At 53.8% G+C, this 26,167-nt stretch carries 25 protein-coding genes; 19 read left to right on the forward strand and 6 right to left on the reverse strand.

What is annotated here, in order from left to right; all coding sequences use genetic code 11:
• Window positions 1–17: 17 nt before the first annotated feature.
• On the reverse strand, window positions 18–1,724 hold the full coding sequence (locus SFC07_RS03170; protein WP_411206790.1) for a long-chain-fatty-acid--CoA ligase: 1,707 nt from the start codon (window positions 1,722–1,724) through the stop codon (window positions 18–20).
• Between the two features lie 97 nt (window positions 1,725–1,821).
• Here SFC07_RS03170 and mshA point away from each other — a divergent pair, with 97 nt between their 5' ends.
• From mshA to SFC07_RS03195, 5 genes are all read left to right on the forward strand, one after another.
• A complete protein-coding gene (gene mshA / locus SFC07_RS03175; protein WP_411206791.1) occupies window positions 1,822–3,093 on the forward strand; it encodes a D-inositol-3-phosphate glycosyltransferase in 1,272 nt (423 codons plus the stop codon).
• A gap of 60 nt (window positions 3,094–3,153) precedes the next feature.
• Complete coding sequence (locus SFC07_RS03180; RefSeq protein ID WP_411206792.1) at window positions 3,154–3,900, forward strand: phosphoglyceromutase; 747 nt, start codon at window positions 3,154–3,156, stop codon at window positions 3,898–3,900.
• 10 nt (window positions 3,901–3,910) lie between these two features.
• Window positions 3,911–5,152 (forward strand): sensor histidine kinase, encoded by a 1,242-nt coding sequence (locus tag SFC07_RS03185; RefSeq protein WP_411206793.1) that lies wholly within the window; start codon window positions 3,911–3,913, stop codon window positions 5,150–5,152.
• Window positions 5,149–5,847: a winged helix-turn-helix domain-containing protein gene (locus SFC07_RS03190; RefSeq protein ID WP_411206794.1), complete on the forward strand. Its 699-nt coding sequence runs from the start codon at window positions 5,149–5,151 to the stop codon at window positions 5,845–5,847. The genes SFC07_RS03185 and SFC07_RS03190 overlap by 4 nt, the downstream gene beginning before the upstream one ends.
• A gap of 275 nt (window positions 5,848–6,122) precedes the next feature.
• A complete protein-coding gene (locus tag SFC07_RS03195) occupies window positions 6,123–7,037 on the forward strand; it encodes a hypothetical protein (protein ID WP_411206795.1) in 915 nt (304 codons plus the stop codon).
• On the opposite strand, the gene SFC07_RS03200 is transcribed toward SFC07_RS03195, so the two are convergent.
• Window positions 7,034–9,604 (reverse strand): ABC transporter permease, encoded by a 2,571-nt coding sequence (locus SFC07_RS03200; protein WP_411206796.1) that lies wholly within the window; start codon window positions 9,602–9,604, stop codon window positions 7,034–7,036. The genes SFC07_RS03195 and SFC07_RS03200 overlap by 4 nt on opposite strands.
• 183 nt (window positions 9,605–9,787) lie before the next feature.
• A complete protein-coding gene (locus tag SFC07_RS03205) occupies window positions 9,788–10,696 on the reverse strand; it encodes a hypothetical protein (RefSeq protein WP_411206797.1) in 909 nt (302 codons plus the stop codon).
• 33 nt (window positions 10,697–10,729) lie between these two features.
• Between SFC07_RS03205 and SFC07_RS03210 the strand changes: the two genes are divergently transcribed.
• The 5 genes from SFC07_RS03210 to SFC07_RS03230 all read left to right on the forward strand — a co-directional run bounded on the left by SFC07_RS03210 (window position 10,730) and on the right by SFC07_RS03230 (window position 14,187).
• Window positions 10,730–11,659, forward strand: coding sequence for a hypothetical protein (locus SFC07_RS03210; RefSeq protein ID WP_411206798.1), 930 nt, complete (start codon window positions 10,730–10,732; stop codon window positions 11,657–11,659).
• A 25-nt stretch (window positions 11,660–11,684) separates the two neighbouring features.
• Window positions 11,685–12,512: a hypothetical protein gene (locus tag SFC07_RS03215; protein WP_411206799.1), complete on the forward strand. Its 828-nt coding sequence runs from the start codon at window positions 11,685–11,687 to the stop codon at window positions 12,510–12,512.
• Window positions 12,513–12,563: 51 nt separating this feature from the next.
• On the forward strand, window positions 12,564–13,376 hold the full coding sequence (proC, locus tag SFC07_RS03220) for a pyrroline-5-carboxylate reductase (protein ID WP_411206800.1): 813 nt from the start codon (window positions 12,564–12,566) through the stop codon (window positions 13,374–13,376).
• Between the two features lie 245 nt (window positions 13,377–13,621).
• On the forward strand, window positions 13,622–13,813 hold the full coding sequence (locus SFC07_RS03225) for a helix-turn-helix domain-containing protein (RefSeq protein ID WP_003855509.1): 192 nt from the start codon (window positions 13,622–13,624) through the stop codon (window positions 13,811–13,813).
• Between the two features lie 272 nt (window positions 13,814–14,085).
• Window positions 14,086–14,187 carry a 30S ribosomal protein bS22 gene (locus SFC07_RS03230; RefSeq protein ID WP_003855542.1) on the forward strand — a complete coding sequence of 34 codons (102 nt, stop codon included), beginning with the start codon at window positions 14,086–14,088 and terminating at the stop codon, window positions 14,185–14,187.
• A gap of 53 nt (window positions 14,188–14,240) precedes the next feature.
• Here SFC07_RS03230 and SFC07_RS03235 read toward each other — a convergent pair whose 3' ends face one another.
• Window positions 14,241–15,302 (reverse strand): HAD-IB family hydrolase, encoded by a 1,062-nt coding sequence (locus SFC07_RS03235; RefSeq protein WP_411206801.1) that lies wholly within the window; start codon window positions 15,300–15,302, stop codon window positions 14,241–14,243.
• Between the two features lie 196 nt (window positions 15,303–15,498).
• Here SFC07_RS03235 and SFC07_RS03240 point away from each other — a divergent pair, with 196 nt between their 5' ends.
• From SFC07_RS03240 to SFC07_RS03260, 5 genes are all read left to right on the forward strand, one after another.
• Complete coding sequence (locus SFC07_RS03240) at window positions 15,499–15,750, forward strand: glutaredoxin family protein (RefSeq protein WP_411206802.1); 252 nt, start codon at window positions 15,499–15,501, stop codon at window positions 15,748–15,750.
• A gap of 85 nt (window positions 15,751–15,835) precedes the next feature.
• Entirely contained in the window at window positions 15,836–17,224 is a 1,389-nt protein-coding gene (locus tag SFC07_RS03245) for a glutamyl-tRNA reductase (RefSeq protein WP_411206803.1), read from the forward strand.
• A gap of 8 nt (window positions 17,225–17,232) precedes the next feature.
• Window positions 17,233–18,129 (forward strand): hydroxymethylbilane synthase, encoded by an 897-nt coding sequence (gene hemC / locus SFC07_RS03250; protein ID WP_411206804.1) that lies wholly within the window; start codon window positions 17,233–17,235, stop codon window positions 18,127–18,129.
• A gap of 599 nt (window positions 18,130–18,728) precedes the next feature.
• Complete coding sequence (locus SFC07_RS03255; protein WP_411206805.1) at window positions 18,729–19,106, forward strand: hypothetical protein; 378 nt, start codon at window positions 18,729–18,731, stop codon at window positions 19,104–19,106.
• 110 nt (window positions 19,107–19,216) lie between these two features.
• Window positions 19,217–19,750, forward strand: a complete 534-nt coding sequence (locus tag SFC07_RS03260) for a DJ-1/PfpI/YhbO family deglycase/protease (RefSeq protein ID WP_411206806.1) — start codon at window positions 19,217–19,219, stop codon at window positions 19,748–19,750.
• Here the strand turns inward: SFC07_RS03260 and SFC07_RS03265 are convergent.
• Window positions 19,747–20,646 carry a LysR family transcriptional regulator gene (locus SFC07_RS03265; RefSeq protein WP_411206807.1) on the reverse strand — a complete coding sequence of 300 codons (900 nt, stop codon included), beginning with the start codon at window positions 20,644–20,646 and terminating at the stop codon, window positions 19,747–19,749. The two genes, SFC07_RS03260 and SFC07_RS03265, sit on opposite strands and share 4 nt — an antisense overlap.
• A gap of 156 nt (window positions 20,647–20,802) precedes the next feature.
• Between SFC07_RS03265 and SFC07_RS03270 the strand changes: the two genes are divergently transcribed.
• The 4 genes from SFC07_RS03270 to SFC07_RS03285 are packed head-to-tail and all read left to right on the forward strand — an operon-like array spanning window position 20,803 to window position 25,407.
• A complete protein-coding gene (locus SFC07_RS03270) occupies window positions 20,803–22,179 on the forward strand; it encodes an MFS transporter (RefSeq protein ID WP_411206808.1) in 1,377 nt (458 codons plus the stop codon).
• Window positions 22,179–24,041, forward strand: coding sequence for a bifunctional sugar phosphate isomerase/epimerase/4-hydroxyphenylpyruvate dioxygenase family protein (locus tag SFC07_RS03275; RefSeq protein WP_411206809.1), 1,863 nt, complete (start codon window positions 22,179–22,181; stop codon window positions 24,039–24,041). The genes SFC07_RS03270 and SFC07_RS03275 overlap by 1 nt, the downstream gene beginning before the upstream one ends.
• A gap of 54 nt (window positions 24,042–24,095) precedes the next feature.
• Window positions 24,096–24,533 carry a type II 3-dehydroquinate dehydratase gene (gene aroQ / locus SFC07_RS03280; protein ID WP_411206810.1) on the forward strand — a complete coding sequence of 146 codons (438 nt, stop codon included), beginning with the start codon at window positions 24,096–24,098 and terminating at the stop codon, window positions 24,531–24,533.
• Between the two features lie 19 nt (window positions 24,534–24,552).
• Window positions 24,553–25,407: a quinate/shikimate dehydrogenase (NAD+) gene (locus tag SFC07_RS03285; protein WP_411206811.1), complete on the forward strand. Its 855-nt coding sequence runs from the start codon at window positions 24,553–24,555 to the stop codon at window positions 25,405–25,407.
• On the opposite strand, the gene SFC07_RS03290 is transcribed toward SFC07_RS03285, so the two are convergent.
• A complete protein-coding gene (locus SFC07_RS03290) occupies window positions 25,404–25,706 on the reverse strand; it encodes a hypothetical protein (protein ID WP_411206812.1) in 303 nt (100 codons plus the stop codon). The two genes, SFC07_RS03285 and SFC07_RS03290, sit on opposite strands and share 4 nt — an antisense overlap.
• Window positions 25,707–26,167 lie beyond the last annotated feature (461 nt).

Below are 26,167 nucleotides of genomic sequence, written 5' to 3' on the forward strand. Positions count from 1 at the left end.
ATCCACCGCAAGGGGAGTTACTTTTCGAGCTTCTTCAGAAGTTCTGCCTGGACTTCGCGGCGACGGATCTTGCCCATCTGATCGCGAGGCATCTCCTCGAAGTGGTAGAAGGTGCGAGGCACCTTGTAGCGGGTGAGGTTTTCGCGGGCGAATTCCTTCAGACCTTCAGGGTTCAGCGCAGCGCCCTCGACCAAGGTGATGGCAGCAACGACGTTCTCGGAACCATCTTCACGAGGAATTCCCACCACAGCGGCATCCTGAATATCGGGGTGCTCCATGAGCACTTCCTCCACCTCAACGGGATAAACATTGAATCCGCCGGTGATAATAACTTCCTTGATGCGGGCAACAAGGCGCACAAAGCCGTCTTCTTCCATCACTCCGACATCGCCGGTGCGGTACCACTCGCCATGGAAGCTAGCAGCAGTTGCCTCGGGCTGGTTGAGATAGCCCTTGAATACCTGTGGGCCCTTGACCAGCACTTCGCCTTCGGTGCCATCTGGCTGGGTTTCATCCAGGTTCTCCGGGTTGGCGATGCGCACGATGGTATCGGGGAAAGGAATTCCCACATAGCCTGGGCGACGGCTCTTATTCATTGGGTTGCCAACAATGATGGGGGAAGTCTCAGTGAGGCCATAACCTTCCACAAGCAGACCACCAGTGTGGTTTTCCCACCGCTCAACGGTCCGAACCGGCAGGGTAGAAGCTCCAGAGAAAGAGTTGCGCACGCCCTTAATAGGAATGTTCTGCTCGTCGGAGGCGTCCACGATCTTTTCATAAAGGGTAGGAACGCCCGGCAGCCAGGTGGGGGTGTGCTTCTTCATCAGGTTCATGATGAGGTCAATGCGCGGGGTAGGCAGCAGCAGCATTTCACCGCCGATGAATACAGAGAGAGTGCCCACCATGGTCAGGCCATAGGCATGGAACATTGGCAGGGCTGCGAGCATACGCTCTGGCTTGTCACCCAGGCCTGGAACCCAGCTCTTGCCCTGCAACATATTGGCAAAAAGATTGCCATGGGACAACTGCGCACCCTTAGGGCGACCGGTGGTGCCGGAGGTGTAAAGGATCAGCGCAATGGTTTCCTTATTCACTGAAGGCTCGGAAACTACATCCTCGCCTTCGCCACCCATGGCAGCGCTCTTAAGCACTTCAAAAGGCACGGTGTTGGGGGCATCGCCGCTCAGGGAATCGCGGGTTTTGCGCAGTGCTGGCAAAGGCAGCTTTAGTGCCAAACGCTGAATGGTTGGCATAGCGTTGATCATGTTGACGGAAACGATGGTTTCCAGGGAGGTCTCAGAACGCAGTTTCTCCACGGTAGGAGCTGCCTTATCCCATACGATTGCCACGCGTGCGCCATGATCCCTAAAAGGTTCTAGCAGCTCATGGGCGGTGTAAAGGGGATTGTGCTCGATGACGGTAGCGCCCAGCTTGAGCACCGCATAAAAGGCTGCGATGTGCTGAGGGCAGTTTGGCAAGACGATGGCTACGCGGTCGCCGGGGCGGACTCCCAAAGCGCGCAAGCCTGCTGCCACGCGGCGGACTTCTTTGTCCAGCTCAGCGTAGGTTTGGGTGCGACCAAAGAAGTAGGTGGCTGACTTTTCGGCATTGATGGCCAGGTTGTTGTCATAAACGTCCAGCAGCGTGGTCTCGCCATATTCAAGAGAGTGCGGAGTCCACTCGGGATAGTGCTGGAGCCAGGCCTTGGTTTCGTATGCTGACATGCTGTCCCTTCAATAGCGATTGATTTGTCCCCTTAAGTATATAGAGAGGAAGTGTGCTTAAGCTTCCTCCAGTGTAGGCAGCCTCTAGAATGAACCCATGCGCATTGCAATGATCTCCATGCACACCTCTCCGTTGCAGCAGCCCGGAACTGGTGATTCTGGAGGAATGAATGTTTATGTCCTCTCCACTGCTAAAGAATTAGCAAAGCAGGGAGTTGAAGTAGATATTTATACCCGAGCTACTCGTACCTCCCAGGGGGAGATCGTTAATGTGGCCCCCAACCTGCGGGTTATTAATATTGTGGCGGGTCCCTATGAGGGCTTGGCCAAAGAGGAGCTGCCCACACAGCTCGCAGCTTTTGCCGGTGGCATGCTGGTTTTTACCCGCCGCGAGCACATTGAGTATGACCTTATTCATTCCCATTATTGGCTGTCGGGCCAAGTGGGTTGGCTGATGCGCGATCTGTGGCGCATTCCCTTGGTGCATACTGCACACACGTTGGCGGCGGTGAAAAACTCCTATCGCGATGATTCGGACACTCCAGAATCTGAGGCGCGTCGCATTTGTGAGCAGCAGCTGGTGGATAATGCCGATGTGCTGGCGGTAAATACCCAGGAAGAGCTGCGGGATTTGGTGCACCATTATGATGCCAATCCAGACCATATTGCGGTGGTTTCACCTGGTGCAGACGTTGCGCTCTACAACCCGGGCAATGATCGCGCGACTGAACGTTCCCGCCGTGAGCTGGGCATTCCTTTGCATTCCAAGGTGGTTGCCTTTGTGGGCCGCCTGCAGCCTTTTAAAGGGCCACAGATTCTTATTCAGGCGGTCGCAGAGCTGTTCCGCCGCGATCCTAATCGCAATTTGCGGGTCATTATTTGTGGCGGGCCCAGCGGGGCGAATGCTTCCCCCGATACCTATCGCAACCTGGCAGTGCAGTTGGGCGTCGAAAAGCGTATTCGTTTCCTTGACCCGCGCCCGCCGGCCGAGCTGGTTTCGGTCTATCGCGCCGCCGACATTGTGGCGGTGCCGAGCTTTAATGAGTCTTTTGGGCTGGTCGCCATGGAGGCGCAGGCCAGTGGCACGCCCGTTATTGCCGCGCGCGTGGGCGGGTTGCCCATCGCGGTTGCAGAGGGTGAAACCGGGTTGCTGGTGGACGGTCACGATCCGGCCCTGTGGGCCGACACCTTGGCAACGCTGCTTGACGACGACGAGACTCGCATCAGAATGGGAGAGGATGCAGTGGAGCACGCTCAAGCTTTTTCCTGGTCCGCGACGGCCACCCAATTGTCTTCGCTCTATAACGAGGCGATTGCCATGGAAAATGTGGATGGTCAAACGCGCTTTGGAGCAGCTGGTGGAGTGTGATCACACGCACATCTTGAATTCAACGCGCAAAAGAACCCATAAAGTGGCAAACTAGTATCCATGACTAACGGAAAACTGATTCTTCTGCGTCACGGTCAGAGCGAATGGAATGCATCTAACCAGTTCACTGGCTGGGTTGACGTCAATCTGACCGAGCAGGGCGAGGCCGAGGCCAAGCGCGGCGGCGAGCTTCTTGTGGAAGCTGGCGTCCTGCCTGACGTTCTTTACACCTCTTTGCTGCGTCGTGCGATCCGCACCGCAAACATCGCGCTGAACAGCGCAGATCGTCACTGGATTCCCGTTGTTCGTGACTGGCGCCTCAACGAACGCCACTATGGTGCACTGCAGGGCCTGAACAAGGCAGAAACCAAGGACAAGTACGGCGACGACCTCTTCATGCAGTGGCGCCGTTCCTACGACACCCCACCACCAGAGCTTGCCGACGACGCTGAGTACTCACAGGCAAATGATCCTCGCTACGCAAACCTTGACACCGTGCCTCGCACCGAGTGCCTCAAGGACGTTGTGATTCGCCTGGTTCCTTATTTCGAAGAAGAGATTCTGCCTCGCGCAAAGAAGGGCGAAAACGTCCTCATCGCAGCTCACGGCAACTCCCTGCGCGCCTTGGTTAAGCACCTCGACGGCATCTCCGATGCAGACATCGCCGAGCTGAATATCCCAACCGGTATCCCACTGGTTTATGAGATCGCAGCTGATGGCAGCGTTGTCAACCCAGGTGGTACCTACCTCGATCCCGAAGCAGCAGCAGCTGGCGCAGCAGCAGTGGCAAACCAGGGTAATAAGTAGCTAATTGTAGGTGGGCACTTTTCTTGCTTTCGTTTTGGGCGCGGTCCTTATGGGCCTCACCCTACCTGCGTATTCCCGAATCAAGGATCGCTTGCGCCGCCATAAATCGGCTATCACCCTCTCTCAAAATCAGGTGACCACGGTGGGCCAGGTCCTGCACCTAGCCATTCAGGGGTCACCTACCGGCATTACCGTTGTGGATCGTACCGGTGATGTCATCTTGTCCAATGGAAGTGCCCATGAGCTGGGCATTGTCCACGAACGCACCGTGGATAATGATGTGTGGCGCGTGGCCCAAGAAGCTTTCCAGGACCAGGAAACCCATTCTTTGGATGTGTATCCGAACAAAAGCCCGCACCGCCCGGGTAACCGAATCACCGCAGTGCAGGCCGTTGTTAAACCACTAACGCTTATCGACGACCGTTTTGTGATCATCTACGCCACCGACGAATCTGAAAATGTGCGTATGGAATCCGCCCGCCGTGACTTCGTGGCGAACGTTTCCCATGAGCTCAAAACCCCAGTTGGTGGCATGGCCTTGTTGGCTGAAGCGCTTATGGAATCCTCCGATGACCCCGAGCAAGTGGTTTATTTCGGTTCTCGACTCCACCGCGAAGCTCACCGCATGGCTGATATGATCAATGAGCTCATCTCGCTATCGAAGCTGCAGGGCGCAGAGCGACTTCCTGACATGGAGCCGGTCAAGGTCGACGACATTATCAGCGAAGCCATCGAACGCACCCAGCTGGCAGCAGACAATGCCAATATTGAAATCGTCCGCGGCGATCGCACTGGCGTGTGGGTGGAAGCAGATCGTTCCCTGCTGGTCACCGCTGTGGCTAATTTGATCAGCAACGCCATTAATTATTCGCCCAAGTCAGTGCCCGTCTCAGTATCCCAAAGCATCCGCAATAACGTGGTGATGATTCGAGTAACTGACCGTGGCATCGGAATCGCGCCAGAGGATCAGGGTCGAGTCTTTGAAAGATTCTTCCGTGTAGACAAAGCCCGTTCCCGACAAACCGGCGGAACTGGCCTTGGCCTGGCTATTGTTAAACATGTGATGGCTAATCACGGCGGTAGTATTAGTTTATGGTCCCGTCCGGGAACTGGCTCCACATTCACTCTCGAACTTCCTGTCTATCAGCCAGAGTCCAAGGAACCAGCTGAAACCAAGCAGGGTCCAAGTTTGGATTCACCAATTCGCACGACTGCGTCCAGAAATTCGGGACGCCGAAAGGAAAAATCATGACGACAATCCTGATTGTTGAAGATGAGGAATCGTTGGCGGATCCTTTGGCCTTCCTTCTCCGCAAAGAAGGTTTTGACACCATTATCGCAGGTGACGGCCCTACAGCTCTGGTAGAGTTTAGCCGCAATGAAGTTGATATCGTGCTTTTGGACCTCATGCTCCCCGGAATGTCCGGCACCGATGTATGCAAAGAGTTGCGCACCGTCTCCTCTGTTCCCGTCATCATGGTAACCGCCCGCGACTCCGAGATTGACAAGGTAGTGGGCCTGGAACTCGGCGCTGACGACTACGTGACCAAGCCATATTCTTCCCGCGAGCTCATTGCCCGCATTCGCGCCGTGTTGCGCCGTAAAGGTGTTACTGAAAGCGAAGCCGAAGAGGTGGAAGATGATGATCAAATCCTCGAAGGTGGTCGCGTCCGTATGGATGTTGATAGCCACACTGTCACCGTCGATGGCGAACCAGTGAGCATGCCTTTGAAGGAATTTGATCTTTTGGAGTACTTGCTCCGCAATGCCGGTCGAGTTCTTACCCGCGGCCAGCTGATTGACCGCATTTGGGGTGCCGATTATGTGGGCGACACCAAAACCCTCGATGTGCATGTGAAAAGATTGCGCTCCAAGATTGAAGAAGAGCCTTCACGCCCTCGTTATCTTGTGACCGTGCGCGGATTGGGCTATAAATTCGAGCTCTAAAGGGCTTGGGTGTGCCAGAACCTACAAAATGGGGAAGGGAACGTACGTTCTTGTAGATTCTGGCACAAAAAAGGGTCGATTTTTGTGCCAGAATCTACAAATTCTTAGTGGACGGGTAGGTTTTTGTAGGCTGAGGCACATCCCTTGAATAAAATTGGAAAATGGGTTCTAAAAGTGGCGCTCTGTGTGGCCGTTTAAAGGCTTAAAAAGGGTGCGCCCATATAAAAGTTCATTCTGGACGGAACCAAGCTGAGAAGCGCGCAGTCCAAATAAGTATGGGGGATTACTTATTTTTCAAGGATGCAGTGCGATATAGGGAAGTTGCCAAAGAAATTCCCAAGCGGGATTTTTATCGGCACTTTAGCCAAATAACCGGGAATGTCTATTTGCGGAAAGATCTTGCTGCAGATCCGCACAAAGTGGCATTAGCGTTATTTAAAAGATATCCCAATGGGGTGTTAAGGGGATTTGCGGCGCTTTCCTGTCGAGGTTATGACCTGCCGGAGGAAAACTGGCGCCCAATAATCTCTATACCTTCTGCTGCTTCGGCTGCCAGCGCACAAAGTGGCAAAGGGGTAATTCTGCGCCGTAAAACGCCAGCGGAAGTGCAAATAATTAGCGGGCGCACCTTAGTAACAGATATTCAAGCAATCGTGGATATTGTGAGCATGCCCGAGACCTATGGCAATGCACAGAGAAGTTTTGAAGATCACGTCGCCCTTTTGGATTTTTTACTAAGGCAAAACCCTGAGATTTGGCAGGGAATCAAAGCACACAAAAAGCTCCATGAACTGGCAGGATATACAAGTATTTTTGCCGAATCTCCGCCTGAATCGGTGTTGCGGGTGCGTCTAAAGAAGGCTGGAATGGGAGATTTTGTGCCCCAGTTTCGGGTGGAAATTGAGGGTAAAGTCCTTTATTTAGATTTGGCGGATCCACATTCTTTTGTAGCCGTCGAATACCACGGAGGCTGGCACTATAGTGCCCAGCAAAGAGCAGCAGATTCAACGCGCAAGAACTTGCTCCAGCAAGCCGGCTGGGAGGTGCTGGAAGTAAGCTCTGGCGTTTTAAATGACAAAAAAGCCTTTGCGAATCTCTGCCAACAAATTAGAAATATTCGGCAAAAGCGACTGCGTCAGCGGAAGCAACGCCTGCCCATTACCAAGCCGCTAAATGAGCCGGAGTCTTAGCGGATTGCTTCCAATGGAGAAATCTTGGAGGCGCGATTCGCCGGAATGAGGGCTGCAATGGCGCCAACTGCCACTGTGGCACAAAGCATCATCGTGATTTGGGTCCAGGGTAGTTCCACGGGAGCCATACCCTTGGCCCGCAAAGAACTGACAATTGCCCAGCCGGTGAAAGTACCCATGAGTAGTCCGAGGAAGGCTCCGTGGATGGACAAAATGACAGATTCTAAGGTGACCATTTGGCGGATTTGTCTGCGCTGCACACCTGTTGCACGCAGGATTCCGATCTCGCGGGTGCGTTCACTCAGTGACAAAATCAAGGTGTTGACAATGCCCAAGACCGCGATAATTACAGCGAGGGCAAGCAAGCCATAAACGATACCGAGCAGCTGGTTGATTTGAGTACCGAGGCTGCCACGGAATTCTGCCTTGGATTTAACCTGCACGATGAGGAATGAGGAAACGGCGGCGGTGAGGGCTTCGCGGAGATTATCATCTGGGACAGTGCCGTCACTTCTAATGAATACTTGGGAACGGTGGTAGGACTCGGAGTTGTTAAGTACTCGCTCAGCGGCGGTGTAATTGACGGCGAGGTGTCCCAAAAGATTGGTTTCGGCGTAAATGCCGGAGATTGGGACAAGAATCCCATCTTCGGAACCATATGGGGTGAGGGAGATCTGATCGCCAACTTTAAGATCTGATTGATCCGCATAGGTGGTGGAGATCATCGCGCCGGGAGTCTCGTCATCAAAAGTTTCGCCAGAACGAACGGCTAGATCCATAAATTCGGCAATATCGCCATCAAAAACCGTGGTGGATTCATTATTCCAACTGTCTGCGGCCAAGCTAGCGGTCATGAGAGTGCCAACTTCGGAAACCCCTGGAACGGATTCGGCTTTAGCCGCAACGGTTGCGGGCATGGAAAGTGAACGCGAGCCGCCCGCAGGTTGTCCGGGAACCATGGTGCCGCCGATGGTGTCGAGCACAAAAGAGGCACGAATAGAGGAATCGAGGGATCCAAACACACTGGCGCGGGTGGTTGCACCAATTACACCGACGCAGGCAACAAGGCCCACGCTTAAAGTTACAGCGAGTGCGGTAGTTGCAGATCGACGCGGGTTTCTTAGGGTGTTGCGTTGCGCCAATTTGCCCACAGCCCTGAAAGGAGCCATCACCAGGACTCCGACGGTACGCCCAGTAATGAGGATAAGGCCGGGGCCACTAATCGCAATAGAAGCGAACACCGATAGGGTGCCACCGCCGATAAGCGCCATTCTTGGCTCGGTACCTAGCTCGTCACCATTAACTGCGGAAACAAGTGCTCCCGCAATGGTCAGGGCAATTCCGGCGGTTAGGGTAATGGCGCCGAAGATGTTTTTAATCATGCCCAAGGAAGTGCTGCGGGAATCGGAGGACTGGAAGGCTTGGACGGGTGGGAGATTTCCGGCGCGGTGAGCTGGGGGAATAGCGCTGAGAATGGTGGCGACGAGCGCAAAAATCAGTGGCAGAATGAAGGAACTGGGGTTATAGGAAATACTGATGGAGGAGAGGGCATCGCCCCATTTGTTGAGGAATCGCACCAGGGTGTTGACCACAGTGAATCCCAAAGCGATGCCGATGAGTCCACCGGCTGCGCCAATAAAGACGGCTTCCATGACTACGGAAAAGCCAATTTGGAAAGAAGAGACACCAATGGAACGCAGCAGAGCAAATTCACTGGTGCGCTGAGCCACGATCATGGCGAAGGTATTGGCGATGATGAAGGAACCGACGATGAGGGCGATGGCCGCGAAAGCAATGAGGATATAGGTCATAAACTCCAGTTGCTTGGTGGTATCACCAGTGGTCTGCTCGATGATTTGGTCGGGGAGCAGGGGCATTAGATCCCGGTGAGTTTTGCCAATGCGGTTGCGTACAGCCATTGGATCGGCACCATCTTTGACGGCGATGGTGATCTGGCTGGCGTGAGTGCCATTGGTAAAGAGCTCAATATAACGAGATTCAGAAAAGCCGACACCAATCCAGCCGGCTACATCGGAACGAGAGTCAAAAGTGCCTGAGAGGGTTGCGTCGATACGCTCTGTCGGGGTGACAACGGTGACGCGGTCGCCCACCTGCAAATCGCCGCGCTCGGCGGCAGAGGTGTTGACAATGATTTCATTATCGGCGGTGGGCGCATGGCCTTCGACAATCTGCGGCTCAGGGGACACCCATTCATTGGGGGGATAAACCGCAAAAGGATGGGTGCCGGAGCTGCCTGCTTGCAATGGCGCACCCGTGGAATCGGTGAGGATCAGGGCGGATTGGCCGGTCATGGTGGTGCCTGAAGGCGTGCCAGGGCCGTCGCCGATGATGTTGACGGCGCGGACCTCAGGGTATTGCGAGATTTCGGAGATTACCGAAAAAGGCACGCCATCAGGATTATTTTGTTGGCCAATAACGCCGAGGTCAACCCCATCAACGCCAGCATCCACAATGGAGGAGAAGGTGCGTTCAAGGGAGTTGGTTAGCAGCAAAGATCCACATAAAAAGGCGGTTCCCAAAACTACTGACAGTACCGTCAATAACATGCGAAGTTTATTTGCAATGACGCTGCGCCAGGTGATGGTGCGAAGGGGAGAATTAAGAAAAGCCTTGGCAGTGGCCAGGGTTGTACGTAGGCCGGAACCGCAGTGGGAAATAGCTGCCTCCAGACGTTTTATCGGAAATTTTTTAGGTTCTCCCCAGTTTAACCGCGAGGGTGGACATGGATGTTACTCAAGTGCCTTAGCTGAAGCTGAAGCTGCCGCCGTTGCTGGATGCTGGGCACGCAAATGCGCCGGAATTGCTGCGCGGGCTTGCAAATACCCCCGCAGAACTTCATAAGAAGCATCGCCCATGAGTGCCCGCATTTCTTTTTCCTGGGTCTGCCACATGGGTTTTCCGCCGGCGTGGCAGCGCGGGGAGGTGGAACAGTACCAGTCGAAATCCTCGCCACCATTACCCCAGCCACGGCGATTGTATTCAGTGATGGTGGTGCGCAGAATTTGGTGGCCGTCGGGGCGATCTTCCCAGTCCTCTAAGCGGCGCAGCGGCAATTGCCAGCAGACCTCGGGCTTGACCACGGTGAGATCTTGTCCGGTTTCGGCACCCCATTGGTGCAAAGCGCAGCCAGCGCCAGTTGCCCAGCCACTGCGATTGGCAAAGATGCAGGCACCATCCACAGTGATGGTTTTAAGCGCAGGTTCGGGGTTGCCGTCCTCGTCATCGAGTTCATCCCATTCCAGCCAGGGCTCCAGCGCCACGCCGTCAGCGGAGGCCAAAAAGGAATCAGTGGAGGTTGGGCGCAGCTGCCAATATTTTGCAGGCATTAAGGCGACGGCGTCATAAAGCTGATCGCGGTCGGTTTCATCGGAGAGAAATGCGCCATGCACACAGCAGCCCACGCTGGGGTTTGTAGCATCAATGCCTAAACAATCGGGGGTGCCAAAGGTGCAATTCCAATGGGATTCAATCCACGTTAAATCGATACTAAAAACATGATCGGGATCTGTGGGATCAGTGAATTCATACCATTCACGTGGGAAATCAGGGGCGAGCTCCTCCCCGGAGCGAATAGATACAGCAGCGGGGGAGGACTCGGGGAATCCTAAAAAAATTGAAGTTGAGTTTGGCCGATTCACACTTTGTCACCCTAGACCGTCTAACCTTAAAGTGTGAGATTAGGTGTATTAGATGTGGGCAGCAATACTGTCCACCTAGTTGCAGTAGATGCGCGTCCCGGTGGACACCCAACCCCGATGAGCAATTGGCGTACGCCTTTGCGTCTGGTTGAGCTCCTCGATGCCGATGGAGCGATTTCAGAAAAAGGTGTTACCAAGTTGACCGCTGCGGTGGCAGAGGCTGCAGATCTGGCAAAAACGCTGGGCTGCGCTGAGCTGATGCCTTTTGCTACCTCCGCCGTGCGCTCAGCCACCAATGGTGATGCAGTGCTTGATCATGTGGAAAAGGAAACGGGCGTGCGCCTGGACATCCTCTCCGGCGAGGATGAGGCACGCTTGACCTTCTTGGCGGTACGCCGCTGGTATGGCTGGTCAGCAGGCAGAATCACCAACCTGGACATTGGTGGCGGTTCGCTGGAGCTCTCCTCCGGCACTGATGAATCCCCCGATATGGCTTTCTCCCTAGACCTGGGCGCTGGCCGTTTGACCCACAATTGGTTTGATACCGATCCACCAGCCCGTAAGAAAATCAACCTGCTGCGCGATTATATTGATGCAGAGCTTGCAGACCCCGCTCGTCAGATGCGTACCTTGGGCCCAGCACGAGTGGCAGTGGGTACTTCTAAGACTTTCCGTACCCTCGCGCGCCTTACCGGTGCGGCGCCGTCTTCCGCTGGACCCCATGTCACCCGTACACTAACAGCGCCAGGTTTAAGGCAGCTGATTGCCTTCATCTCACGTATGACTGCTGCCGACCGCGCTGAGCTGGAAGGCATTAGTGCGGATCGTTCCCACCAGATTGTGGCGGGCGCTCTAGTTGCGGAAGCTGCGATGCGTGCGTTGGATATTGAAAAGGTAGAAATTTGTCCATGGGCGCTGCGTGAAGGCGCGATTCTCACCAGGATCGACAAAGGTCTCGAATAATTATTAAGGAAAGGAGTTGGCGAAAATGAGCGAAGAAAAACTCACAGTCGCTGAGCTGATGGCTCGTGCCTCCAAAGAAGGGCACACCAATGACGCTCCCCGTCGTCGTAGGCGTCGCAGTCTTGAAGATGGTGGAGTTTCAGTTGCTGAGCTGACCGGCTCCATTCCTGCAGTTAAGGAAAAGCCCGCGGAGTCCAGGCATTCCGCCGTGCCAATCGATGCGCCAGCCACCAACACTGAGCTTGTCAACGAAACCCCCGTGGCGTCACCGCCTGAGGAAAAAGTGGCGGCAGCGCCCGTCGAAAAGCAAAAAGAGCAACCGGCGCGACCAGCGCCGAGCAATGAAGAGACCATGGTCTTGAGCATTGTTGATGAAAAGGATCCGATCCGCCTGACCACCGGTGCTTTCCCGGTTGTACCGGCTGCGGCTGCGAAGCCAGCAGCTGTGGTGAAGCCCGCGCCGGGCGCGGACGCCGAGGAAGCAGCGGCTGTCGATTTTGCCCCGGAGCCAGCAGATCCTTCCGAAACCACGCAAATGGCTGCCATTACCGATACTCATGAGGCAGTAGAGGTAGACGAGGCTGAAGAGAGCGCTGAAGGCAAGATGTCTATCTTCGCCATCATCCTCATGGCTATTGTGGGCGTGGTTTTGGGCGTCGTTGTATTTATGTGTTTTGAGATGCTCTGGGAGCGTCTGGATAATTGGCTGGTAGCTGTGCTGGCAATCGCTGTGACCTTGGGCATGGTGGGCATGATTCATGCTCTTCGCACCTCACGCGATGGTTTTAGCATGGTGCTTGCCGGTGTTGTTGGTCTGGTTATGACCTTCGGCCCGCTGGCAATTGTCATGTAATTAGACCCCCAACGCTGCACAACTGGGGTGGTTAGTGGCAGTGTGGGGGACATGACAAATATTGCTGTAATTGGTGGCGGTCAGATTGGCGAGGCTTTGGTCTCCGGTTTGGTCGCAGCAAACGCCAACCCATCGAATATTCGAGTAACCAACCGCAATGAAGAACGCGGCAAAGAACTGCATGAGCGTTATGGCATCGTCAATCTCACTGATAACGCCCAGGCAGTTGATGAAGCCGACGTGGTCTTTCTCTGCGTCAAGCCTAAGGGCATTCTGGACGTCATCTCTGAAATCTCCGCAACCCTTGACAACAACTCCGCACAAAGTGTGATAGTCAGCATGGCTGCCGGCATCAGCATCGGCGCCATGGAAGAAACCGCATCTGCCGGCCTGCCTGTTGTGCGCGTGATGCCAAATACCCCCATGCTGGTGGGCAAGGGCATGAGCACCGTCACCGGCGGCCGCCACGTTTCCGCCGAGCAGCTCGAGCAGGTTAAGGAATTGCTCGGCACCGTGGGCCAGGTCATGGAAGTCTCCGAATCCGACCTCGACGCCGTCACCGCAATGTCCGGATCTTCACCCGCCTACCTCTTCCTGGTAACAGAGGCGCTTATCGACGCCGGGGTCAACCTGGGATTGTCACGTGCAACCGCCAAGGCGCTTGCGGTTGCAGCTTTTGAGGGGGCTGCCACCATGATGGCAGAAACCGGCACAGAGCCCGCTGTGTTGCGTGCTGGAGTGTCCTCACCAGCTGGTACCACCGTGGCTGCGATCCGCGAACTGGAGGAGAGCGGCTTGCGTGGAGCCTTCTATCGCGCGGCCCAAAAGTGTGCTGAGCGCTCTGCGGAATTAGGCAAGCAATAACGTTATTGGCTTGTTATTGGTCCGTTGCTTGGGGTGAATTTGCAGAAAACGATTTTTCTACCCCAAGCAGCTGAGCTGGACTTTCACATCAGTCACTTTGTGTCCCGGGGGAATCTTCCGCGTGTTTAAGCCACTTTTGTCGCACTAATAACAAAATTCACGCTAAGCTGAACCAGGCAAAAGCGTGATCCTACTGCGGGAGGGGAAGCCTGCAGCGCGCACTTTGCTGAAGGGTAATGATATTTATGGCTAGAGAAGATAATGGAACCTTTTTGACGGTTGCTGAGGTCGCGGAGATTATGCGCGTATCCAAGATGACTGTTTATCGGCTAGTTCACTCCGGTGAGTTGCCAGCGGTTCGCGTGGGACGTTCATTTCGCGTTCACGAAAAGGCTGTTAATGAGTACTTGGATTCCTCCTTTTATGAGGCTGGATAAATCCACCTACGGCATCAATGCCTTTTCTAGAAGACCTCTTTAGGTAGTTTTCGGAACTAAATTCCGGCAGCTTCCTAGGGAGGTTTTTCTTTTAGGTAGTACCGATTTTTGGTGCTTATAGGCCTTAAATGTAAGATAGAACAATCGTGCCAGCGCACACCCTTGGATTAACCATCGCGGAAACTCCGGGGGTGTACCTCCGAAAGTGCACTTCGGCTACAAGTGCTGGCAGGTTTGTACGTACAACATCTATCTAAGCGAGGGAAACCGTAATGGGTTCTGTCATCAAGAAGCGCCGCAAGCGCATGTCCAAGAAGAAGCACCGTAAGATGCTGCGCCGTACTCGCGTTCAGCGTAGAAAATTGGGCAAGTAAATCTTGCGCACAATACCGCCTGCACACTCTTTCCGAGTGTGCAGGCGGTATTTTTATTTCCAGCGATTACGTAAACGCCAGCCAGTGACACTAAAAGCCGCAGTTGCAAGCGCTGGCAAGCCATAAGCGCGGGCAGCTTTACGCAGGCTGCGGAAATCGCGCACCGCCCAGCCACGTTTTTGTGCCTCTGCTCGCAATTTCTTGTCCGGATTAACAGCCACTGCGGTGCCCACCATAGAGAGCATAGGGAGATCGTTAATCGAGTCTGAATAGGCCGTACAGCGCGCGAGATCCAGTTTCTCAATAGAAGCCAGGGCAGCGACTGCATGCCGCTTACCGGGCCCGTGCAGGATATCTCCCACTAGGTGGCCGGTAAATACGCCATCCTTGGCCTCGGCGACAGTACCGATTGCGCCGGTGAAGCCCAGGCGCTTGGCCAGAATCTGCGCCAATTGCACCGGGGTGGCAGATACTAACCACACCTGATGGCCGGCGGCGATATGCATATCAGCAAGCTGCTTGGTGCCGGGCCAGAGCTTCTCTGCCATGTGGTTATCGACAATCTCCTCGCAGAGCTCCACCAGTTCCGCCACGGAGCGACCTTTAATAAACTCCAACGCTTGTAGACGGCCACGGGCAACGTCCTCGGCATTTTCGGAGCCGGTGACCTTAAACTTCAGCTGCTTCCAGATCACCGGCAAAATTTCATTCACGGTGAAGAACTTCTTGCGGAACAGACCCTGCGCAAAAACAATGAGCGAAGAACCCTGAATTAGAGTGTTATCCACATCAAAGAAGGCAGCTGCACCAATATCTTGGGGGACATCAGGATCGGGGGAGCTGATGTGAAAAGCGCCAGCGGCTTCAATTGCTCCGGTGACAGAATCCACACCGGCATGGAAATCATTGAGATCCATGCCATAAATTGAGGCGACCGCCTGGGCGGCCGCGGCCTCTCCGGCCAGACGCTGGGTCTTTTCGTCGACAGGCGGAATTGCATGGTCTTCTAAAAAGCGTCTTAAATTTCCGCGGGTTGAGCTCCAGCTGGAGAGGAAATCTTCAGGAGTGCCGACCGTTTCAAAATCCCAATTGCCAGTGGTGCTGTCGGAGCTCATGAGATGACTAAAACCTTCCCTGTGCCGCGTGGATAACAACGCTAAGCGAATGTGGCCAAGGTCACCAAGCTGAGGCCTTAACTAGAGGCTCTGAATGGTGTTATTGGCCGAAGTGAGTATCGTATCCATGGTAAGGCTTTTGGGATTCCTCTGCTTGCAGAGGGCATCAATATTCAAAGAAGGGCAGCGCATTCCAGTGTCACTAGAACCAAGATCACATACCGTGGACATTATTGTGCGCGATAACTGCGGTTCCTGTGCGCGGGTAAAAGCTCAGATCCTGCCGGTGTTGGAAGCTGCTGGGATTGAGCTGCAAGAACGCAATGTAGATCAAGATCCAGCCTTAAAAATCGAATTTGGTGATCGCGTTCCTGTCATTTTGGTTGATGATGAAGAGTTCTCAGCCTGGGAAGTTGATAATGACGACTTAGCCAATGCTTTGTTGTGATGACCGCGATTGAACGCTACTTTGAATTAAATAACAAAGATTCATTCTTTTGGTGGATCAACAACTCCGTTGAAAGTCGGGTGGAATGGTGAGTGTGCTCATTGTGGGAATGTCCCACAGGTCGGCACCGGTGGCGCTCCTCGAGCGTCTAAGTATGGACGATTCGGTTCGTAGTGAAACTACACAGGCATTGCTGGGGCGCGCCTCACTGTCGGAGGCAATGATTGTCTCCACGTGTAACCGCCTGGAGGTCTACACCGTAACCAATAGCTTCCACACCGGTGTTAATGATGTTGTCGAGGTCCTGCATGAGGTCAGCGGTGTAGATATCGAAACCCTCCGCGGCTACCTCTATGTCCGCTACGCTGACGCCGCTGCCGAACACATGCTGGTTGTGACCTCCGGCCTGGACTCCATGGTGGTTGGTGAACAGCAGATCATTGGCCAGGTGCGCAACGCCTATCAGGCAGCAAGTGCCTCCGGATCCGTCGGACCTGCACTGCACTCTTTGGCGCAAACTGCGCTACATACCGGCAAGCGCGTGCACTCCGAAACCAATATTGACGACGCTGGCGCTTCCATGGTGTCCTTTGCCATTGATCAGGCATTGACTCAAATGGGCATCGATCCTGCTCAGGATAAGCCACTAGCTGGTAAAACTGCCGTCGTGCTTGGTGCTGGAGCTATGAGCTCCCTGGCCGCCACTCACCTCGGCAAGGCTGGTATCGACAAACTTGTGCTGGCCAACCGCACCCGCGAACGTGCAGAACGCATGGCAGAGCACTCTGAAGAAGCTGGGGTTCCGGCAGAAGTTATTGACTTTGAAGACCGCGCCTTTGTGCTCAACCGCGTGGACATGGTGGTTTCCGCCACCGGAGCCGATGACTTCACCATCAAGCCCAGCGATATTCCTGTTGACGCTGCATTGATGCTGGTAGACCTCTCCATGCCGCGCGATATTGACGATGCCTGCACCGAGATCCCCGGTGTTGACCTGGTCAATATTGAAAGACTGCACAAGTCCAATAGGGAAGATCCCACCGCAAATTCTCCGCGCGAAGCAGATGCCTTGGCAATTGTGCGCGAAGAACTTGAAGCTTTCACCTCTGAGCAGCGCATTCGCGATATCGTCCCAGCTGTTTCTGCACTGCGCAAACAAGCTGCCGATGTTGGAACCGAAGAACTAGAGCGCCTGCGCCAGCGCGCGCCGGGCATTTCTGATGATGATTGGGCCGAGGTTAGCCGAACGGTGCGTCGTGTCGTCGACAAGCTTCTACATGAACCCACGGTGCGGGTAAAGGAACTGGCAGCCCGCTCTGGCACCGTCTCCTATGATTCTGCGCTGCAGGAACTCTTTGGTTTGGAAGCGGTCATCAGCACCGCCGCGCCATCCACGACCTCCGTCAACGCCTCGGAATTGCCTGATGCGGGTATCGTCGCCTTTGTGAACTCACCAGCGACATCACAAAAATAGGGAGTGACATGACCTTAAAAATTGGTACTCGAGGATCAAAACTAGCCACCACCCAGGCTGGCCATATGCGTGACCAGCTCAAATACTTTGGTCGCGACGCGGAACTACATATTGTCACCACCCCTGGCGATCTCAATATGTCCCCTGTAGAACGCATCGGCGTTGGCGTATTTACCCAAGCGCTGCGCGATGTGCTGGAAAGCGGCGAATGCGATATTGCCGTGCACTCCATGAAGGATCTTCCAACCGCTGCCGACCCACGTTTCCACCTCGTGGTGCCTCAGCGTGCAGATGCCCGCGAGGCGCTCATTGCCCGCGATGGCCTTACCCTTGCTGAGCTGCCACAAGGTGCCATGGTGGGTACCTCTGCGCCACGACGTGTTTCTCAACTCCGAGCATTGCGTCCTGACCTGGAGATTTTGCCACTGCGCGGAAATATCGATACCCGCATGGGCAAAGTGACCTCCGGCGAACTCGACGCCGTAATGCTTGCCTATGCAGGGCTTAGTCGCGTTGGCATGCAAGACCGCGCGACCCAGGTTTTTGATCCCGAGGTCATCATGCCAGCTCCTGCGCAGGGCGCACTGGCCATTGAGTGCCGTGTCGACGATACCGAGACTGTGCGGGCCCTTAATATGCTCATGCATGCCGACACCTACGTCTCCGCGATTGCAGAACGCACCGTGCTCAATAGGTTGGAAGCAGGCTGTACTGCTCCAGTAGCCGCGCATGCCACCCTTGGCGGATACACTGGTGACACCATGACCTTGACTGCTGGCGTTTTTGCGCTCGACGGCTCCATGCAGCTCGTTTACACCGCTGAAGGAGATGGCGCGCAGCCCGAGGAGCTTGGCGAACTAGTGGCCCAGCACCTCATTGAAGAAGGCGCAGCGGAGCTACTTTAGTTTTGGGGCTGCGGTTTGGGCTTGGCTCCGGTTCGGGCTGGGTTGTGGCTCGGATTGGGCCCGGATTGGGCCCGGGTTGGGCCCGAGTTGGCTCCAGGAAACGAAAAAGTGTGCGTAAACCTACAAAAACGGGAGTGGGGTGCTCCATTTTGTAGGTTCTGGCACAAAAAGGGGCCTTGATCTGTGCCTATCCCTACAAAAAGGGGACCACCTTGGAGCTTTTTGTAGAATCTGGCACACTTTGTGAATAAAACTCTCTTGGGCATGAAAAACAACCCTCGCTGTGCGCCATTCTAAGCCCTTGAAAAGCGCTTGGCTATACCCAAACTCGTTTGCGAAAAATCGACGCCTTTAATCGGCTCGGCTTTGTGGTGCCTAATATGTGTCCCTGCCCTGTGGAAAGCGTCCGAGCGTCCCCTGCAAACACCAGGAAATAAGTAAATTACCTACGATTTAAGATTTTTTTCAGCAATATTTACGTTTCTGCCAGGTTCAGTGGACTAAGTCGTGCCAGAATTGATTAAAAGTCAGAGACGCCGAGACTTTCGCGGAATTTATCAAAAATCCTGAGATGTCGGCAGAAAAGAGAATTAGTCGTCGTGGCTGAACTAAAAATCAATAAAAACAATGTCACCGTGCATCTCTCCTGGTGGGAGAAGATTGGCGCACGGCGCAGCCATTTGACTATTCCGCGTCGCGCAATTCGGCATGTCGAAGTGGTAGACAATGTCATCGACGCAGTTGACATTCCGCAAAAGAGGGCTGGCCGTACCCGAATTCCAGGCATTTTTGTAGCGGGAACCCGCGCTTATACAGCTGAGAAAGTTGATGAGACCTGCTGTGAGAATGAGTTCTCGGTATGCCGCAAAAATGAGCCGGGCTTGGTCATTGAGCTGGAAAATGTCAGCATTGATCGCATTGTTATCTCTACCCCAAATGCGCAGCGTTATGCCCGCGAGCTCGCCACTGTTAGCTAAAACCTGGCAAACCTCGCTCGGCTGCTCGCCGAAAATCCAAAAGTAGGTACACTCGGCCTCGGTAACGAACCAGAAAGTTCAAAGAGTTTTCAGGAGAATTAAGGAGAAAAATGTCTAAGAATATTCTTGTTATTTCAACCGAATTTGGAACTGAGCGCGATGAGCTGACAGTCCCGGTGGAAAAGCTCAAGGCACTTGGCCACACGGTTACGGTGGCAACTCCTACCGGAAATCCCGTGCAAACAGTGGTCGGAGATAAGGACTGGGATCTGGTTTTCCCAGCGGATGCCACGATTCAAGAGGTTGGCGCCGAGAAATTTGATGTAGTGGTGCTGCCCGGCGGTACCGTCAACGCCGATCAGGCCCGCATCAACAGCGATATCCAGGCGATCCTCAAGGCGCAAGCAGCGGGCGGCCGCGCGGTTGCGGCTATCTGCCACGCCCCCTGGGTGCTTATCGACGCAACCCTCGCTCCCGAGAAGAATCTGACGTCTTATATCAGTGTCAAGACTGATCTGGAAAATGCGGGTGCTCATTGGAGCGATGTGCCAGTGAAGGTGTGTAATACCGGCGATTGGAAGTTGATTACTTCCCGCAATCCTGGTGATCTTGAGGAGTTTGTAGCAGCTATTGACCAGGCTTAGTCTTGTCCAAGAATTGGATTGTCGATAATTTTCTGCACTAGGGCTTTGACCTCGGGGGAGGGTTGAGTATTCCAGGTCAGCCAGGTGCGAACAACTAGATCATTGCCGGAGGCGTCTTCTCCGGCAATAGGTTTCCATTCCCAATCGGGGAAGTTCATATGTGCTGAGGCGTGAGTTGTAAGTGCAACGTCGGCATGGTCAAGGTCGGCAATGAGCGGGCTGTATTGACCAAATTTGCGGAAAATCCAGGTTGCGTTTACACCCGCTGCGAGCATGGCATTTTTGAGGATTTCTTCTTGTATGCGCACTTCGCCTCGAGAATGGGCCATCACTCGCAGGCCTTCAAGATCATCGAGCGCTGCGGTGGGTTTATCGGCTAAGCGGCGCTGAAGGGCGGAGCCTGCACGCAGGACAATGCCGAGTTTTTGTTGAAAAACTAGTTGTGAGGCAAAGGCTTCACTTTGGTGTCGGCACAGGGCGATATCGAGACGATGTTGTGCGAGCAGCTCTAATTGTTCATCGGTGGGGGATTCGATGAGTGAAATCCGTGCGGTGGTTTCGATGGTTTCGAGCCTTTGACGCAGCCAAGAGATGGGGATTCCAGGGGGAACTCCGATCTTGATGCTGGTGATGAGGTGTTCGCCGGATTGAATTTCATCAACAACAGTTTGCATGCGGTTAAGGATTTCTCTGGCTTCATCTCTGAGGATTTCGCCAGCTTTGGTAAGGGAAACGCCCCGAGAATGGCGCAGAAATAATGGAGCTCCAACCTCATCTTCCAAAGCGGTTATTTGGCGACTGAGTGCAGGTTGTGAAATTAATAGCTCTTCAGCTGCTCGGTTAATTTGGCCAATGCGAGCCACGCTTAGAAAATATTTCAGCTGGTCAAGGTTCATTTGCTGCATAACTCTCTGTGGGTATGTGCAAAATGCATAGTACATTTCCATTTTATGCATTTATACTATAGGTCACAACTACTTATTCTTCTCCTTAGAGGTCATAAGCCTAACTTGATGTGACATGAATATCTCAAACTTTGAAAAGGATCATTGATGATTCAACAGAGCCAGACTGCAGCGCATGCGCCGGTACTCGCCAAAACCCCTAAAAGAGCAGCTCTATCAAGTTGGATTGGCTCCGCACTTGAATACTATGACTTTGCGGTTTATGGAACTGCCGCAGCATTGGTGCTTAACCAGCTCTTCTTCCCTAAAGACACTGCTCCCGGAGTAGCAATCTTCGCTGCTATGGCAACCGTGGGTGTCGCCTATGTGGTGCGCCCCTTGGGAGCTTTGATTATGGGACCTTTGGGTGACCGTTATGGTCGCAAATTTGTCCTGATGCTCTGCCTCTTTCTTATTGGTGGATCCACCTTTGCAGTGGGATGTCTGCCCACCTTTGATCAGGTTGGTTACTTAGCACCAGCACTTTTGGTGTTGTGCCGAGTGATCCAAGGCCTTTCAGCTTCGGGTGAACAGTCCAGCGCAATTTCAGTTTCACTGGAACACGCTGCGGAAGACAAGCGCGCATTAACCGCCAGCTGGACCCTGCATGGAACCCAATTTGGAACTCTGTTGGCTACCGCGGTGTTTATCCCTTTCACCCTCTTCCTGAGCGAAGACGCCTTGATGAGCTGGGGATGGCGCGTTCCATTCTGGCTTTCTGCAGCAGTGGTTTTGGTCGCGTTCTTGATTCGTCGCGGACTGGAAGAACCACCAGCATTCCGCGAAGCACAGCAGGCACAAGCTGCTGGAAATGCTGTCAAGGGACCTTCACCACTAGCGATGACCTTGCGTTTCCATAAGGCTGCAGTGGCACGTGTCGCGGTGGCTGCGATGATCAATTCGGTGAATGTGGTCTTTACGGTCTGGTCGCTGTCTTTTGCCACCAATATTGTGGGGATGGATCGCTCGACAATGCTGCTGGTTCCAGTGGTTGCCAACTTGATTGCGCTGCTCGCAATTCCAGCATCCGGAGCTTTGGCGGATCGCATTGGACGTCGCACTGTGTTTGTTCTTGGTGCTCTGGGCGCCGGGCTCGCAATGAACGGTTACTTGGGCGCTATTTATTCCGGAAATTGGACCATGATTTTCCTCATGGGAATTCTCATGTCAGGTCTGCTGTATTCCATGTCTAATGCGGTGTGGCCAGCATTTTATGCGGAGATGTTCCCAACTGCGGTGCGCGTGACTGGCCTGGCTTTGGGAACTCAGATCGGCTTTGCGGTGTCCGGCGGTTTTGTGCCGGTTATCGCTTCCTACCTCGCTGGAGCAGAGGGCGATAATTGGCTTCGCGTTTCGGTCTTCGTGGGAGCTGCTTGTGTAATCGCGGCTATCGCAGCCTTTACGGCAAAGGAAACTAAGTCGCTTACCCTTGATGAAATTGATGAACTCCACTTGGCACGGGAAGAGAAGGAGCTTGTGCGCTAATGCGGATGTCGATCGCAACGGTATGTCTGTCAGGAACCCTGGCAGAGAAGCTGCGAGCAGCGGCAGATGCCGGCTTTGATGGGGTAGAAATTTTTGAGCAGGATCTGGTGGTATCGCCACATTCGGCTGAGCAGATTAGGCAAAGAGCTGCGGAATTAGGCCTTAGCCTGGATCTTTATCAGCCTTTCCGGGATCTTGAGGGAGTTTCGGAGGAAAAGTTTGAGCAGAATCTCCACAGGCTGGAGGCCAAGTTTAAGCTCATGCAAAGGCTCGGTATTGACACCATCCTCCTGTGCTCAAATGTGGGCACAGCCACGATCAATGATGATGAGCTCTTTGTGCAGCAGATTCGCCGGGCGGGAGATTTAGCTCAGCAATATGGTGTGAAAATCGCCTATGAAGCCCTTGCCTGGGGCAAGTTTGTTAATGACTTTGAACATGCCCATGCGATTGTGGATAAGGTAGATCATCCAGCGGTCGGTACTTGTTTGGATACTTTCCATATTCTTTCCCGCGGCTGGGACACTGATGCAGTGGAGCAGATCAAAGGGGAGAAGATCTTCTTTGTGCAGCTGGCTGATGCGGCGAAGCTGAGCATGGATATTTTGTCTTGGTCGCGCCATCATCGGGTTTTCCCTGGTGAAGGTGATTTTGACCTGGTGAAGTTCATGGTGCACCTCACCCGGACGGGATATCAAGGGCCGGTGTCCTTGGAGATCTTTAATGATTCTTTCCGCAAGGCCAATGTTCATCGCACCGCCATTGATGGACTGCGCTCTTTGCGCTGGCTGGAGGATCAAACATGGCGGGCGCTTCCGGCAGCAGAAAGAATTAATAATCTTGAGCTGAAGCCTCTCCCTGAGGTGGCGGAGCCAAGTGGATTTGATTTCTTGGAGATCGAAACCGGGCGACTCGGGGAAACCATTCGGGTATTGCACCAATTGGGATTCCGTTTGGGCGGGCATCATCGCAGCAAACAAGATTTTCAACTGTGGACCCAGGGTGAAGTCAAAATTGTCATTTGTGATCGTGGACCCACAGGTGCGCCCACCACACTTAGTGCCATGGGATTTGCAACGTCCGATCCACAAGCAGCCCACGCGCGAGCGGAACTCCTGCAGGCGGAAACCATTAAGCGGGATAGGCAAGCAGATGAAGCTGACCTTAAAGGTGTTTATTCCCCTGATGGCATAGAAATCTATTTTTCGGGTCCGAGCCCCGATGGGGCGGCCGCGTGGCTGGGCGAGTTCGGCGTCGATAAGCATGATTTGGAAGCTTCTTTAATCGGGGGCATTGACCATGTAAATTTGGCGCAACCATGGCAGCATTATGACGAGGCGGTGCTGTTTTATACCTCCTTGATGGCCTTGGAATCCCATGGTCAGGACGAGTTTCCGAGCCCGATTGGGTTGGTGCGCAATGAGGTGATGCGCTCGCCGAATGATGCGGTGCGGCTCTTGTTGAGTGCGGCGCCGGAGGATGGTGAGCAGGGTGCATTTTTGGATGCGGCTTATCCTGAGCACATCGCCTTTGCCACCGATGACATTGTGGCGGTTGCGCAGCGTGCGCGGAAGCGTGGCCTGCAGTTTTTGGAGGTTCCGGAGAATTACTTCGAGGATCTTCAAGCGCGCTTTGATTTGGATGCGGAATTTTTGGCGCAGTTGCGGGAAAATAGCCTCCTTTATGATCGCGATGACCAGGGCGAATACCTGCATTTTTATACGCTGACCTTGGGCACCATGTTTTTTGAGGTGGTTGAGCGCCGCGGGGGATTTGCAGGTTGGGGTGAAACAAACGCGCCGGTTCGATTGGCTGCGCAGTATCGTAAAGTCAGAGATGCTGAGCGCGGGATACCTAAATAGGGCCGAAATAGGACCTAAATAAACCCACCCCCACAACCTAAGGAAAGAAAATTAATGCCCGGAAAAATTTTGCTGCTTAATGGACCAAACCTCAACATGTTGGGCAAGCGTGAACCAGATATTTATGGGCATGACACCTTGGACGACGTTGTTGCATTGGCCACTGCAGAAGCCGCCAAGCATGGCCTTGAAATTGATGCCCTGCAAAGCAATCACGAAGGCGATCTCATTGATGCCCTGCACAAAGCACGCGAAACTCATCTGGGCTGTGTAATTAATCCCGGCGGTCTTACCCACACTTCAGTGGCTTTGTTGGATGCAGTTAAGGCTTCTGACCTGCCCACTGTTGAGGTGCATATTAGTAATCCCCATGCGCGCGAGGAATTCCGCCACCATTCCTATATTTCTTTGGCAGCCATTGCCGTTTTTGCCGGCGCCGGAATCCAGGGCTACCGCTATGCCGTGGATCTTTTGGCCCAGCGCACTCAATAATCTCTAGAGGACTCTATTTATGAACCGCGACAGCATTCTCCTCGGCCTAATCGGAGAAGGCCTCGATCTCTCCCGCACCCCCGCAATGCACGAGGCCGAAGGCCTGGCACACGGGGCGGCGACCGTCTACCGCCGCATTGATACCCGGGGCAAACGCGCCAGTGGGCGCGAGCTAAAGACGCTTCTCGACGCAGCCCTCGCCCTTGGATTTAATGGCCTGAACATCACACATCCTTTTAAACAAGCCATTGTGCCGCTGCTTGATGAAGTTTCGGAACAAGCTCAGCAACTAGGCGCGGTTAATACTGTGGTGATTTCTCCAGAGGGCCGTACCACCGGCCATAACACCGATGTCACCGGCTTTGCACGTGGACTTGAAGAAGGCCTACCACAGGCAAAAATGGATACCGTGGTTCAGGTTGGTGCCGGTGGAGTGGGCAATGCAGTGGCCTATGCTTTGGTGACTCATGGCGTAAGAGAGCTGCTGGTTGCCGATCTTGATTCCACCCGCGCAGAAGCTCTGGCAGCGGAAATTAATAAGGCAATTGGCCGCGAGGCTGTTCGCGGAGTGGATGCGCGCGGAATTGAAACTTCAATTGCCCAGGCAGATGGCGTGGTCAATGCAACTCCCATGGGAATGTTGGCACATCCGGGAACAGCTTTTGATACCGCATGCCTGACCCCAGCACATTGGGTTGCCGATGTTGTTTATATGCCTATTGAAACCGAGCTTCTGGCTACGGCACGGGCTCTTGGTTGCCAAACTCTCGACGGCACCCGCATGGCGATCTACCAAGCTGTTGATGCTTTCGGTCTTTTCACTGGCCTGGAAGCAGATGCTAGCCGGATGCGCGAGACCTTCCTGTCGCTCTAGCTGCTCCAACTGTGCAGTGGCTTTTCTCGATCGATAGCATCCTTTGCCGCCTTCAAACCGACACCGGTTATTTCACGGTGTCGCTTGATAGCGGCAATTTCTTTGCCTGCTTTCAATAACGCCTGGACTTCTGGGTGGAGGGCTGATCGCTGTGGCAGGAGGGACTGCGGAATACTCGGTTTGAGGTCACCTGCTTCAAGCAATTGTTCGAGCAGTTGCTGCTGACGGGCAACCGTTTCTTCTAAAGCGCTGATTCTTAGTTTGAGGGACTGGATTTCTACGTCTTTATTTCCGAACATGAGCCCTTGTATACCAGAGGTTTGTGAACTCCTTGTCTCATATGGTGAAAAGAGGCCTAGCCTTCCAAGGTGGGAGGGGAGTGTGGCCTAAATGGCATATGACTCCTGAGTGACGGGATGCTAGTGCCATGGACCTGCGGAGATGTAAAAAATTGGGGACCTAATGCAAGGGGTGAAAAAGGCGTTTGATATTAGCAGCGCTGGCAGCGGTTTTCCTAAAACGGCTTCACTGAATTATCGTGTATATACCACACGTTAAACACTCAACTTGAGGGTGGTCACTTATGACCATGCCGGCGGAAATCATTACAGATAGCTGCATTTATGTTGAGTGTGAAATTGTGCGCCGACCAGTTACGTCCTCATCCGGATGCGGTCAGTGTGCATCATCAACTTCTGTGCAAACCGGATCTTCAGATTCGGCTTTTTCTTGTTGATGATGCATGTTGGTCGCTTTCGAG

The organism is Corynebacterium callunae, from assembly GCF_046592015.1.
GTDB lineage: Bacteria > Actinomycetota > Actinomycetes > Mycobacteriales > Mycobacteriaceae > Corynebacterium > Corynebacterium callunae_A.